12 protein-coding genes are annotated in these 12,850 nt (G+C 42.2%); 8 read left to right on the top strand and 4 right to left on the bottom strand.

What is annotated here, in order from left to right; translation table 11 throughout:
* Nucleotides 1–17 precede the first annotated feature (17 nt).
* The gene (gene yfcE / locus I1A42_RS04445; protein WP_161155131.1) at nucleotides 18–566 is read right to left on the bottom strand and encodes a phosphodiesterase; all 549 of its coding nucleotides are present in this window, start codon (nucleotides 564–566) and stop codon (nucleotides 18–20) included.
* 306 nt (nucleotides 567–872) lie between these two features.
* Here yfcE and I1A42_RS04440 point away from each other — a divergent pair, with 306 nt between their 5' ends.
* The 3 genes from I1A42_RS04440 to I1A42_RS04430 all read left to right on the top strand — a co-directional run bounded on the left by I1A42_RS04440 (nucleotide 873) and on the right by I1A42_RS04430 (nucleotide 3,801).
* Nucleotides 873–1,787, top strand: coding sequence for a TIGR01777 family oxidoreductase (locus I1A42_RS04440; RefSeq protein WP_196122769.1), 915 nt, complete (start codon nucleotides 873–875; stop codon nucleotides 1,785–1,787).
* Nucleotides 1,788–1,807: 20 nt separating this feature from the next.
* The gene (locus I1A42_RS04435; protein WP_196122768.1) at nucleotides 1,808–2,638 is read left to right on the top strand and encodes an SDR family oxidoreductase; all 831 of its coding nucleotides are present in this window, start codon (nucleotides 1,808–1,810) and stop codon (nucleotides 2,636–2,638) included.
* A 308-nt stretch (nucleotides 2,639–2,946) separates the two neighbouring features.
* A complete protein-coding gene (locus tag I1A42_RS04430; RefSeq protein ID WP_161155125.1) occupies nucleotides 2,947–3,801 on the top strand; it encodes a co-chaperone YbbN in 855 nt (284 codons plus the stop codon).
* Nucleotides 3,802–3,833: 32 nt separating this feature from the next.
* Here the strand turns inward: I1A42_RS04430 and cueR are convergent, their stop codons facing one another.
* From cueR to zipA, 3 genes are all read right to left on the bottom strand, one after another.
* Entirely contained in the window at nucleotides 3,834–4,247 is a 414-nt protein-coding gene (gene cueR / locus I1A42_RS04425) for a Cu(I)-responsive transcriptional regulator (protein WP_161155153.1), read from the bottom strand.
* Between the two features lie 270 nt (nucleotides 4,248–4,517).
* Entirely contained in the window at nucleotides 4,518–6,542 is a 2,025-nt protein-coding gene (gene ligA, locus I1A42_RS04420) for an NAD-dependent DNA ligase LigA (protein ID WP_161155123.1), read from the bottom strand.
* Nucleotides 6,543–6,618: 76 nt separating this feature from the next.
* Complete coding sequence (zipA, locus tag I1A42_RS04415) at nucleotides 6,619–7,485, bottom strand: cell division protein ZipA (protein ID WP_196122767.1); 867 nt, start codon at nucleotides 7,483–7,485, stop codon at nucleotides 6,619–6,621.
* 251 nt (nucleotides 7,486–7,736) lie between these two features.
* Between zipA and cysZ the strand changes: the two genes are divergently transcribed.
* The 5 genes from cysZ to crr all read left to right on the top strand — a co-directional run bounded on the left by cysZ (nucleotide 7,737) and on the right by crr (nucleotide 12,788).
* Nucleotides 7,737–8,483 carry a sulfate transporter CysZ gene (gene cysZ, locus I1A42_RS04410; protein ID WP_161155119.1) on the top strand — a complete coding sequence of 249 codons (747 nt, stop codon included), beginning with the start codon at nucleotides 7,737–7,739 and terminating at the stop codon, nucleotides 8,481–8,483.
* A 308-nt stretch (nucleotides 8,484–8,791) separates the two neighbouring features.
* Nucleotides 8,792–9,757 (top strand): cysteine synthase A, encoded by a 966-nt coding sequence (gene cysK, locus I1A42_RS04405; protein ID WP_196122766.1) that lies wholly within the window; start codon nucleotides 8,792–8,794, stop codon nucleotides 9,755–9,757.
* Between the two features lie 297 nt (nucleotides 9,758–10,054).
* On the top strand, nucleotides 10,055–10,312 hold the full coding sequence (locus tag I1A42_RS04400; protein ID WP_196122765.1) for an HPr family phosphocarrier protein: 258 nt from the start codon (nucleotides 10,055–10,057) through the stop codon (nucleotides 10,310–10,312).
* Nucleotides 10,313–10,446: 134 nt separating this feature from the next.
* The gene (gene ptsI, locus I1A42_RS04395) at nucleotides 10,447–12,171 is read left to right on the top strand and encodes a phosphoenolpyruvate-protein phosphotransferase PtsI (protein WP_161155113.1); all 1,725 of its coding nucleotides are present in this window, start codon (nucleotides 10,447–10,449) and stop codon (nucleotides 12,169–12,171) included.
* Nucleotides 12,172–12,278: 107 nt separating this feature from the next.
* The gene (crr, locus tag I1A42_RS04390; protein ID WP_161155111.1) at nucleotides 12,279–12,788 is read left to right on the top strand and encodes a PTS glucose transporter subunit IIA; all 510 of its coding nucleotides are present in this window, start codon (nucleotides 12,279–12,281) and stop codon (nucleotides 12,786–12,788) included.
* Nucleotides 12,789–12,850 lie beyond the last annotated feature (62 nt).

The following is a 12,850-nucleotide window of genomic DNA, read 5'->3' as shown; positions in this document are numbered from 1 at the left end:
CCTCTCAAAATCAGTGCTCAGGCTATCTGAGTCTGTTTAATTACATCCCCATTAAAACTCATCACCGACAGTTCAGTACCATCTAAAATTCCGTAGCTTGCTGCAAACTCATTACGTGGAAAAGTGACAGAACCGGGATTAAAAATAAATTGTGACTCTATTTTTTCCGCCACCGGGATATGAGTATGTCCATGAGCAACAACGTCATTTTCACGTAGTGGTGGCAGTTTATTTTGGTTATATAAATGTCCGTGAGTAAGAAATAATCGTTGCCCTGACTCCAACAGAACCCAAGCAAAATCACTCATCATAGGGAAAGAGAGTAACATCTGGTCTACTTCACTGTCGCAGTTGCCACGAACGGCTATAATACGGTCGGCATACTCATTTAATCGCTCAGCAACAGCTGGTGGATTATACCCTTCAGGAACCGGATTACGTGGGCCATGATTTAGCACATCACCAAGTAAGACCAAAGTTTCAGCTCCTGACTGTAAAAACGCAGCAATAGTTTTCTCTGTTGCGGGCAAAGAACCGTGTAGATCAGATGCAAAAAATAATTTCATAGTTTACCTCGTTGTGATTTATCCGCATTGTACGTATTTAGTGCTAAATCGTCACCTAGAGACCCTAGTAAACGAAGACAAGACAAATATTGGCAGAAGCTTATGATTATCATAAGCTTTAATATAAGTGGTCATATCAAGAACTCACACTCAGCACACACCCAAATCGCTTGAGGGTTGTTATAATTAAACTTTCTTATACGCTTCGCGCACTTTTTCTATCTTTTAGGATATAGGCAGGGCTAACCTTACTCAGTAAGTATGAATAGTCATCAACCACCATTTCAATTCACTTAGGGAGGCATAATGAAAATTTTAATTACCGGTGGAACGGGACTCATCGGTAGGGAACTGATAAAGCTTATCATGACCCATCATTTGGTGGTATTAACGCGAAACATTTATCAGGCTAGGCAAAAACTGGCTCACATTAGTAACTCCAATCTCAATTTCATCCGCTCTTTAGATGAACTTTCAACGCTTGATGACTTTGATGCTGTTATTAATCTGGCGGGAGAACCTATTGCAGATAAGCGCTGGACCAAACAACAAAAAAAACGGATATGCGATAGTCGCTGGTCCATCACTCAACAGCTCGTTTCCTTGATTCAAGCTAGCAGCAATCCGCCTCGCGTTTTTATAAGTGGTTCAGCTGTCGGTTACTATGGTGATCATCAAGCCAGTCGTTTTGATGAACGTGTGGAAGTTCATAGCGAACGATTCTCTCACTATGTCTGTGCTAATTGGGAAAAAATCGCCTTAAACGCGAAAAGTGACAACACCCGAGTGATTCTTTTACGAACTGGGGTTGTGCTTTCAATGGACGGCGGTGCAATGAAAAAAATGCTGCTGCCTTATCAACTCGGGTTAGGTGGCCCTATTGGTAATGGCAAACAGTTACTTCCGTGGATACATATGGTCGATATGGCTAGGGCCATCGTTTATCTTCTTGAATGTGAATATGCTCATGGCGCATTTAACATTACAGCCCCTAATCCTGTTAGTAATAAAGAATTTAGTAAAACACTTGCCCACACGTTAGGGCGACCACGTTTATTATTTACTCCCAAATGGTTAATTAAGTTACTGATGGGGGAATCTTCCGAACTTCTTCTTGATAGCCTAGGCGCAAAGCCAAGACGTTTGATCGATGCCGGTTTTCAATTTCATTTTTCCCGAATAGAACCCGCTTTGAGTAACTTACTGCATCATCACCATTAATTTTCTATAGGATCTTCACCATGACAACTCACGCCATTCTCATTACAGGCTGCTCAACAGGCATTGGCTACATGGCTGCTCATGCATTGCATCAACGAGGTTACAAGGTGATTGCTTCATGTCGCAAGCAAAGTGATGTAGAACGGTTAATTGCCGAAGGCCTCACTTGTATTCATTTAGACTTAGCCGATGAAAAAAGTATTGATTCTGGCGTCAAACAGGCTTTAGAGCTCACAGATAATAAACTTAGCGCTCTGTTCAACAATGGCGCTTTTGGCTTAGCCGGTGCATTAGAAGATCTTTCTACCGCAGGCCTTAGAGAACAGTTCAACACCAATGTATTTGGTTGGCATCACTTAACCACACAACTTATTCCTCACTTTCGCCAACTTGGCTATGGCCGCATTGTCCAAAACAGCTCAGTGCTGGGCTTTGCCGCCATGAAATATCGAGGCGCTTATAACAGCTCAAAATTTGCGATTGAAGGCTGGAGTGACACACTAAGGCTTGAACTTGCTGGAACAGGTATCCATGTGTGCATTATCGAACCAGGGGCGATAGAAACTCAATTTAGAGCCAACTCTTTAGCGGCGTTTAAACAATGGATTGATATTGAGTCCAGTATTCATAAAGAGCAGTATCAAAGCCAAATCGATCGCCTATCTCGGTCTCAATCTCGTAATAAATACGCACTACCAGCACAAGCATGCTTAGCCCCTCTTATTCATGCTTTAGAATCACCAAAACCTAAATTACGCTATCGAATTACCACGCCAACCAAAGTGATTGCAATATTAAAACGTCTACTTCCGGGAAGGACAATCGACAAAATTTTGCTTAAATCCTCTTAAACGATAAAGTTGTCATTAATTGGTCACATTTCCACCGCACAATGCTAATCCTATGCTTGATTAGCTGTGTGAGTAGAAACGCCATTATGTCTCTCAATCAATGGAACTGGCTTGGTGTCTTCGTCGCGGTAATATTATTTATCGTATTCTAGCGCCATAGCCATCGGATTCCGGATCTTATTGCATCACAAGATCCGGATATTTTCCCCTCACAGCTAAAAGAGATTACTCACTTTACCTTGAATTCTGCTAACTTAACCCCATCTAATCGATAGGTTCCGCATTCTGCCGAGTTATAAGGATTCACCATGCAATCACCACACATTATTGAAGTAAACCAAACCAACTTTCGTGACGTTTTAGAGAGCTCGATGGCGAGCCCAATCGTGTTTTACTTCTGGGCACCAATGAGTGAGGAAAGTGTGCAAATGCTGCCACAAATGCAGCAATTAGTGCAGAAATATAATGGTGCATTCAAATTAGCACAGCTAAATTGTCAAGAGGAACAAGCGATCGCTGGTCAGTTTGGTATCCAAGCACTACCAACCATTGCTGTTTTTATTCAAGGTCAACCTGTTGATGGTCTTGGTGGCCCTCAACCACTCGAAGCAATTGAAGCGATGTTATCTCGTCACTTGCCAAGTCAGGATGAGCGCAATGTGCAAGAAGCCTTAACCCTAATACAAGAGCAAAAACATGCTCAAGCCTTGCCTTTGTTACTGAACGTAGCAGAAGATTGGCAGAAAAAGGGCGAGGTTAAATTGGCTCTGGCTGATTGTTACCTAGAGACTCAACAATTTGACGCAGCAGAGTCTTTATTAAAAGCGATTCCACTTGAATACCAAGACGGGTATTACAAAAGTTTATGTGCCAAGCTTGAACTTCACCAACAAGCGTCTAACAGCCCTGAGTTACAAGCGTTAGAACAGTCCTACCAAGCTAATCCCGGGGATGCAGCAATTGCCAGTGAATTAGCGACACAATATCATGAAGTATCACGTGATGAAGAAGCATTAGACCTATTGTGGTCATTCTTGAAAAAAGACCTTAACACTCAAGATGGTGATATGAAAAAGACCTTTATGGATATTCTCAACGCCCTTGGTCAGGGCAACGCATTAGCAAGTCAATATCGTCGCAAACTTTATTCATTACTTTACTAAGTATTTCACTTATCCATGTAACACTGAGCGATTTACGACTCAGTGTTACAGTGACAACAATGCCCTTTTAAATCTTCAATAATCGGGCATTCACTATTTTCATCTCCTGGACACTCGTTAACCCACTCTTGCAATTGTTGCTGTACTAACTGTAACTCTTGTAATTTTTTCGTGACTTGCTCTAATTTTTGCTGCGCACGTTCTTTTACCGCCATACTTTGACGTTGTGGATCATTAGCTAAGTTAATCATTGCTTTACACTCATCCAAGCTGAACCCAACCCGCTTACAACGTGCAATAAGCAATAAATCATCGATGTGAGTTTGCTGATAGGTACGATAACCGTTATCAGAACGTAATGGCGGTTTAATTAACCCTTTATCTTCATACAAACGGATAGATTTAGCGGTTAAACCTGTTTTCTTTGCCACTTCACTGATATTCATCATCCTGAGCGCCCTCTTTCATTCATTAAACTCGACCCAATTTATACCAATTCTACTGATGATGTAATCATATTATTGCTTAGCATAAATCATCAAAAACAAGGAAAAATAACAGTAATAGTCATGCTGATGATAAAAACTCTAACGCCATTATTGGTGATTTTATTCAGCACGAATGATCAGATAATTAATAAAAATTACCAAATACTCAAACAAAAAACCCCGCTATTTCGCGAGGTTTTGATTAACAACAAGTTGAATATAGAGATTTTAGGAATTAGCGTTAAACAAATCTAATAAGTCTTGTTCTGTTTTCACTTCTACACCTAACTCTTGCGCTTTTGCCAATTTAGAACCCGCAGCTTCACCGGCAAACAAGATATCCGTATTCTTCGATACACTGCCAGTGACTTTCGCTCCCATAGATTGTAGAGCCGCTTTAGCGTCACTACGAGTCATCTGCGATAAACTTCCAGTAAGTACCACAGTCTTACCCGCCAATGGTTGAGAGGCTTCTGCTTGTTCGTCTTTGGCAGCAATATCTGGCCAATGCACACCATATTCTCGTAACTGTGCAATAACCTTCTGATTATTCTCTTGCTCAAAGAAAGTCTGCACATGGTTCGCCACAATATTACCAACATCAGGAACAGCAACGAGTTGTTCAACATTAGCCTCCATGACGGCTTCTAACGTCAAAAAATGCTGGGCTAGGTTAAGTGCTGTTGCTTCACCCACTTCGCGAATACCTAATGAATACAAAAAACGAGGTAGCGTTGTTGCTTTTGCTTTCTCTAATGCATCGACGACATTTTGTGCCGATTTAGGTCCCATTCGCTCTAAGATGGTCAGTTGCCCTGCGGATAATTTAAACAGCTCAGCTGGCGTATGTACCATCTCTTTATCGACCAATTGTTCGATCACTTTGTCGCCTAAACCATCCACATCGAGCGCTTTACGAGAGACAAAATGCTTTAAAGCTTCTTTACGTTGCGCCTGACAGACTAACCCACCAGTACAACGGGCTACCGCTTCACCCTCAACCCGCTCTACTTCAGAACCACACACTGGACACCCTGTAGGGAACACAATCGCTTTTGCATCTTCCGGACGGCGCTCTTCAACGACTGATACAACCTGTGGAATAACGTCCCCTGCGCGACGAATAATTACTGTATCACCAATCATCACACCAAGACGCGCAATCTCATCCGCATTATGTAGTGTTGCATTACTGACGGTCACTCCACCGACAAATACAGGTTCGAGCTTGGCAACAGGAGTAATGGCCCCCGTACGCCCCACTTGAAACTCCACATCATTCAAACGAGTCATCTCTTCTTGAGCCGGGAACTTATAAGCAATAGCCCAGCGAGGAGCTCGTGCTACAAACCCAAGCTGCTCTTGAATATCGATATCATCCACTTTGATAACGACGCCATCAATCTCATAAGGGAGATCGGGACGACGCACCATAATGTCTTGATAAAATGCTTTTACCTCTTCCGCATTATTGACTCGTTTGGTTTCTGGGCTCATTGGCAGCCCCCAGCCTTTCAGCTGTAAAAAGCGTTCATAGTGACTATCAACGAGTTCACCCCCTTCAATGACACCCACGCTATAAGCATAAAATGCCAGTGGACGCTTTGCTGTAATACGCGAGTCTAGTTGACGTAAACTCCCAGCGGCAGCATTACGAGGGTTAACAAAGGTTTTTTCCCCCCGCTTAATCGCTTCTTCATTTAAACGATTAAAGCCAGCTTTAGGCATAAAGACTTCGCCGCGAACTTCAATACGAGTTGGCCAACCCGATCCACTTAGTTTGAGCGGAATCGATTTGATGGTACGGACATTTTCGGTGATATTTTCCCCCGTCGCCCCATCACCACGAGTCGCCGCGCGAACTAACACTCCATTTTCGTAAAGAAGGCTTACCGCTAACCCATCAAGTTTTGGCTCACAACAAATTCGGCTTTCTTTGACTGCTGGCACTCTTTCTCCCATGCGACGAAAGAAAGCGTCAAGTTCATCGTCATCAAAGACGTTATCTAATGACAGCATCGGAATATCATGAGTCACCGATTCAAAACCCGATAATGGAGCACCGCCAACACGTTGACTAGGAGAATCAGGAGTAATTAGCTCCGGGTGTTCTTGCTCGATATTAAGCAGTTCACGCATTAAGCGGTCGTATTCCGCATCTGGGATACTAGGATCGTCTTCTACGTAATAACGGACAGCATGATAATTCAGGGTCTCGCGTAATTCTTGTAGTCGTTGCTCTACATTCTGCATCGTTATTATTCTCTCGAATGATGAAAAAAGGCTCCCGACACGGAGCCTTAATAAAAGGTCGATTAGCTAGAGAGTACTATCCCTTAGCCGAAGTTTTACTTTTAAAATCACGAATCTGCTGGCGATAAACTTCTAAGCGATTTGGCGTCATTAGGTTACGAGCATCATCGAGTACATTACCACCCATATCATCCGCGATTTGCTGAGCGGTTTTGAGCATAAGCTTAAAGTTTTGCTCCGGTTCACCAAAACACGGCAGGGTCATAAAAAATGAAATACCTTTGGTGGTAAAGGTGTCCGGATCATCATGCTCTAATGTACCAGGCTGCATCATATTCGCGACGCTAAAGAGCACTTTCCCTGTACCAGACAGATCCGCATGACGATGAAAAATATTCATCTCGCCATACAACAAGCCATTTTGTTGCATACTATCAAATAGCTTCGTGCCCACAAACGGTTCATTGCCCGCACAATGCACATTTAAAACTAAGACTTCAAGTTGCTCTTCTTCTGGTTCAGGCTCGATAACCGGCTCTTCTGCTGCGAGTGGAGAAACCAAAGGTTCATCAAATGCTTTAGGCTCTGTTTGCTCATGATGTTCTTGGATAACATCCTCAGTTGCCGTGTTATCGTCTTCTTCAAGTGAATTAAATACCACTGGTTCAGCATCGACATCAGCGTCTGATCTATCCGCGTTAAATGATCCAATCAGCGGGTCATCATCCGCATTCGAAGACTCACCAGCAAAGTTGATCTCTCGTTCGTCTTCCTCGCCTTCCTTTACTGAAGACGATTCATCTTGGTCTACGTCTATTTTACGTAACGGCCTTTCACCAAATTTGGACTTTCCTTCTTTTTTTGAGGTCCAAAGACCGTGAAATAGCAAAGCGGCTATCGCTAGCCCGCCAACAATTATGAGTACGAATCGCAATTCCTGCATTTTTAACTCTCAGTTTCTCGATTTTTGATGTTCTGCTGAGCTCTGCGCCTGTTGTTGAACTTCGTTGACCAAGATAGGCTTATCAGTCAGTGTATTGGAATACTTTACCAAAACTCCCCCCCTATTTAGAACAACTTAATGTTAGAAGTTAAAGGGAAGTGGTGATTTTTGCACAACTTTTATGTATCTATGGGTTAGATGCCATACAATAACAGCTCAAAATTGAGTAATTCGCTAATCGGAAGATATAAATGCAACCAAAACAACGTTCAGGCTTTGGCTACTTTTTCTTTGGACTAGAGCTTGCCTTTGCTCCGGATATCCGACGCTTTGTCATATTACCACTGCTCGCTAATATAATCTTAGTTGGAGGGGCGCTCTATTTTCTATTTGACCATCTTGGTGTTTGGATTGATCAGTGGATGCAACAGCTGCCTGACTTTTTGTCCTGGTTAAGCTATCTACTTTGGCCGCTATTAGTTATTACGATCTTAGCCACGTTTTCATATTTCTTCAGTACGTTAGCCAACTTTATTGCGGCACCTTTCAATGGACTACTCGCAGAAAAAGTAGAAATAAAGCTTACTCAAAGCAAGCCCAACGATGATGGGGTATTGGATGTTATTAAAGACATTCCACGGGTGATGAGTCGAGAATGGCGTAAACTTGTTTATGTCGTCCCCAAAGCACTTGGCTTGTTTATCTTAATGCTTATTCCCGCATTGGGACAAACGATAGGCCCAATCGCTTGGTTTATTTTTACAGCTTGGACTCTCGCTATCCAATATTGTGATTACCCATTTGATAATCACAAAATAGACTTTCATGCGATGCGAAATGATTTGAAACAAAAACAAGGTAAAGCCTATGGCTTTGGAATTATCGTTTCAGTTTTAACGACGATTCCCATCGTTAACCTTTTTGTGGTTCCCGTTGCGGTATGTGGTGCAACAGCGATGTGGGTAGCGGAATTCCAGCATCAACATAAAACAAAATAGCCTAGTTCCAGCAGGTTGTTTTGTTCAAGCAGTAACAAAAAGAGAGTCTGCGTGATAACCCAACAGTATTGCGAATGTGTAATACAGGGGATATTGTGGCCAGGAAATTAATAAGTAACTTATTGTTAGATATATAAATTCACCATACAAGCTAATTCATTAACATTAGCGTTTCATATGGAATTTGGATATATATCATATAACTTTTTAGTTCTTTTACCTTATTGGTGAAGTGAATATGCTTTTCACATATTCACTTCGATATACAGATATCGACACGAACCCGTGCGAAATGAAGGAACATCACAATGAGCAAAATCTACGAAGACAACTCACTCACTATTGGTAACACACCACTCGTTCGCCTAAATAAAGTTAGCAAAGGCAATGTTCTGGTCAAAGTAGAATCTCGTAACCCTAGTTTCAGTGTTAAATGCCGTATCGGCGCTAACATGATTTGGGATGCAGAAAAATCAGGAAAACTGAAAGCTGGTGTTGAACTTGTTGAACCAACAAGTGGTAACACAGGTATTGCTCTCGCCTTCGTTGCTGCCGCTCGTGGTTACAAATTAACGCTAACTATGCCTGAGTCAATGAGCCTTGAACGTCGTAAGCTACTAAAAGCACTAGGCGCAAATCTTGAATTGACTCCAGCAGCTGGCGGTATGAAAGCAGCCATCAGCAAGGCAGAAGAAATTGTCGCAAGCAACCCAGAAAAATACTTGATGCTACAACAATTTAACAACCCAGCGAACCCTGCTATTCATGAAAAAACAACGGGGCCAGAAATTTGGGAAGCGACTGAAGGTAAAGTAGACGTATTTGTTGCAGGTGTAGGTACAGGCGGCACATTGACTGGTACTTCTCGTTTCCTTAAAAAACAAGGTAAAGAGATTACTTCAGTAGCGGTTGAACCAGCAGAATCACCAGTAATCACTCAAGCTCTTGCTGGTGAAGAAATCAAACCAGGACCACACAAAATCCAAGGTATCGGCGCTGGTTTCATTCCTGAAAACTTAGATTTAGAAATCATCGACCGTGTAGAGACTATCCCTTCAGACGATGCGATCGCAATGGCTCGTCGTCTAATGGAAGAAGAAGGCATTCTTGCTGGGATTTCATCAGGTGCAGCAGTTATTGCGGCAAACCGCCTAGCAGAACTACCTGAATACAAAGATAAAACTATCGTTGCTATCCTTCCAAGCTCTGGCGAACGTTACCTATCTACAGCGCTATTTGCAGGCCTTTTCTCTGAGAAAGAGAATCAACAGTAATATGTAGTGAAATCAAATTTTGATTGAAAAAAGCCCCTATTAGGGGCTTTTTTGTTGATTCTAGCTTGACCTTTGGTAATATCGAGCGTGTTTTATTTTTCGCTTCAAAATAAAGAGGCGTACAAGTTTGTCCCGCGATCGCCCAAGACCACTATAGGCACAGCGCTCGCATAGAAATAATCATTCTCATTACTGTGACAGGAAAATGTACGCCACTATGGCGAATTTTTCTCTATCAAGGTAAAGTAAGAACGATTAACAATCTTACAAAAAAATAATTTAATTGGGGTATATCACATGTACGAGAAGCAAGTAGAAATTACTGCAGAAAACGGTCTTCACACTCGTCCAGCAGCACAATTCGTAAAAGAAGCTAAAGCTTTTGACGCGGACATCACTGTAACTTCAAATGGTAAAAGCGCTAGTGCAAAAAGCCTTTTCAAACTGCAAACACTAGGCCTTGTTAAAGGTACTTTAGTGACTATTTCAGCTGAAGGTGCACAAGCTCAAGAAGCGGTTGATCACCTAGTTGCTCTTATGGACCAACTTCACTAATCAGATCATTTCTATTCAAGCCATTTTGCGCGTGCAAAATGGCTTTGTTAGAAATTAGGTATGACAATACTGAATATCTGACAGTAGTCATACCTCCATTTCATGTTTACAGATGACCAGTTTAAGGTAAGGCTATGATTTCAGGCATCCTAGCATCTCCTGGTATTGCTATTGGTAAAGCATTACTACTTCAAGAAGATGACATTGTCCTCAACACCACTCATATCTCCGATGACCAAGTAGACGCTGAAGTTCAACGTTTTTACGACGCTCGTAACAAGTCAGCACAACAGCTTGAAGTTGTTAAACAAAAAGCACTTGAGACATTCGGTGAGGAAAAAGAAGCAATCTTCGAAGGCCACATCATGTTGCTGGAAGATGAAGAGTTAGAAGAAGAAATTCTTACTCTTATCAAAGAAGAAAAACTTCACGCAGACAACGCAATCCATACCGTCATTGAAGAACAAGCTTCTGCTCTTGAATCACTAGACGACGAATACCTAAAAGAACGCGCAACAGACATCCGTGATATCGGTACTCGTTTCGTGAAAAACGCACTGGGTATCAACATCATTTCTCTTAGCGATATCAGCGAAGAAGTCATTCTTGTTGCATACGATCTCACTCCATCTGAAACAGCTCAAATCAACCTAGATTACGTTCTAGGTTTTGCTTGTGATATCGGTGGTCGTACGTCTCATACTTCAATCATGGCACGTTCATTAGAACTTCCAGCGATTGTAGGTACTAACGACATCACAGCGAAAGTAAAAAGCGGCGATACTCTGATCCTTGATGCAATGAATAACAAAATCATTGTTAACCCATCAGACGCTGAACTTGCTGACGCGAAAAGTGTACAGCAATCTTTCCTAGCTGAAAAAGAAGAGTTAGCGAAATTAAAAGACCTTCCAGCAGAAACTACCGACGGCCGCACTGTTGAGCTATGCGGTAACATTGGTACTGTAAAAGACTGTGACGGTATCAAACGCAACGGTGGCGAAGGCGTTGGTCTGTACCGTACTGAATTCCTATTTATGGATCGTGATGCTTTCCCTACAGAACAAGAGCAATACGAAGCCTATAAAGAAGTTGCAGAGTCAATGACTGGTCAATCCGTGATTATCCGTACTATGGATATCGGTGGTGATAAAGACCTACCATACATGGATCTGCCTAAAGAAATGAACCCATTCTTGGGTTGGCGCGCTATCCGTATCAGCCTTGAACGTCGTGAAATTCTACGTGCTCAGCTACGTGGTATTCTACGCGCATCGGCTCACGGTAAGTTACGCATCATGTTCCCAATGATTATCTCTGTTGAAGAGATCCGCGAACTTAAAGCAGCCCTAGAAGAATACAAAGCTGAACTTCGCAGCGAAGGTTACGCTTTCGATGAAAACATTGAAATCGGTGTAATGGTTGAGACTCCTGCTGCTGCAGCAATTGCTCACCACCTTGCAAAAGAAGTGTCATTCTTCTCAATCGGTACCAACGACTTAACACAATACACATTGGCAGTTGACCGTGGTAACGAAATGATTTCACACCTATACAACCCGCTGTCACCTTCAGTGCTTAATGTGATCAAGCAAGTGATTGACGCATCTCACGCAGAAGGTAAATGGACTGGTATGTGTGGTGAGTTAGCAGGTGACGAACGTGCAACTCTACTACTTCTGGGTATGGGTCTAGATGAGTTCTCTATGAGCGGCATCTCAATTCCGAAAGTGAAGAAAGTAATTCGCAACACAAACTTCGCTGAAGTAAAAGCAATGGCTGATGAAGCTCTAACACTGGCAACAGCAGCAGAAATTGACGCTTGCGTGCAAAAATTCATTGCCGAAAAAATCAAATAATTGAAGTGACACCAATACATTAGACGATTAAAAGTAGTCGTCTAATGTCCTCGATTGGTATACTATACTTCGACAGAAATATTTTTAAACGTTAGGAGCATGACACAATGGGTCTGTTTGACAAACTTAAAAAGCTAGTCTCTGACGACAGCGCTGACGCAGGTGCAATCGAAATTATTGCGCCACTTTCTGGTGAAATCGTAAACATTGAAGATGTGCCAGATGTCGTGTTCGCTGAAAAAATCGTTGGTGACGGTATCGCTATCAAACCTTCTGGTGACAAGATGGTAGCTCCTGTTAACGGTACTATCGGCAAAATTTTTGAAACTAACCACGCTTTCTCAATCGAGTCTGACGATGGCGTAGAACTATTCGTTCACTTCGGTATCGACACTGTTGAACTGAAAGGCGAAGGCTTCAAACGCATCGCTGAAGAAGGCCAAAGCGTAAAAGCTGGTGATACTGTTATCGAATTTGATCTTGCTCTTCTTCAAGAAAAAGCAAAATCAACGCTAACACCTGTCGTTATCTCTAACATGGATGAAATCAAAGAGTTGAACAAACTTTCTGGTTCTGTCACTGTTGGTGAAACACCAGTACTACGTGTAACTAAATAAGTTTTTTTAGTTAACATGCATTAAAAACGCTGCCTTTCGCAGCGTTTTTTTGTGGTACTTTT

It is taken from the genome of Vibrio nitrifigilis, from assembly GCF_015686695.1.
Taxonomy (GTDB): domain Bacteria; phylum Pseudomonadota; class Gammaproteobacteria; order Enterobacterales; family Vibrionaceae; genus Vibrio; species Vibrio nitrifigilis.
This window is presented reverse-complemented; position numbering and strand designations above follow the sequence as displayed.

Coding starts and splice junctions, on each gene's coding strand:
- yfcE (WP_161155131.1), bottom strand. CDS start 566: ATGAAATTATTTTTTGCATCTGATCTACACGGTTCTTTGCCCGCAACA.
- I1A42_RS04440 (WP_196122769.1), top strand. CDS start 873: ATGAAAATTTTAATTACCGGTGGAACGGGACTCATCGGTAGGGAACTG.
- I1A42_RS04435 (WP_196122768.1), top strand. CDS start 1,808: ATGACAACTCACGCCATTCTCATTACAGGCTGCTCAACAGGCATTGGC.
- I1A42_RS04430 (WP_161155125.1), top strand. CDS start 2,947: ATGCAATCACCACACATTATTGAAGTAAACCAAACCAACTTTCGTGAC.
- cueR (WP_161155153.1), bottom strand. CDS start 4,247: ATGAATATCAGTGAAGTGGCAAAGAAAACAGGTTTAACCGCTAAATCT.
- ligA (WP_161155123.1), bottom strand. CDS start 6,542: ATGCAGAATGTAGAGCAACGACTACAAGAATTACGCGAGACCCTGAAT.
- zipA (WP_196122767.1), bottom strand. CDS start 7,485: ATGCAGGAATTGCGATTCGTACTCATAATTGTTGGCGGGCTAGCGATA.
- cysZ (WP_161155119.1), top strand. CDS start 7,737: ATGCAACCAAAACAACGTTCAGGCTTTGGCTACTTTTTCTTTGGACTA.
- cysK (WP_196122766.1), top strand. CDS start 8,792: ATGAGCAAAATCTACGAAGACAACTCACTCACTATTGGTAACACACCA.
- I1A42_RS04400 (WP_196122765.1), top strand. CDS start 10,055: ATGTACGAGAAGCAAGTAGAAATTACTGCAGAAAACGGTCTTCACACT.
- ptsI (WP_161155113.1), top strand. CDS start 10,447: ATGATTTCAGGCATCCTAGCATCTCCTGGTATTGCTATTGGTAAAGCA.
- crr (WP_161155111.1), top strand. CDS start 12,279: ATGGGTCTGTTTGACAAACTTAAAAAGCTAGTCTCTGACGACAGCGCT.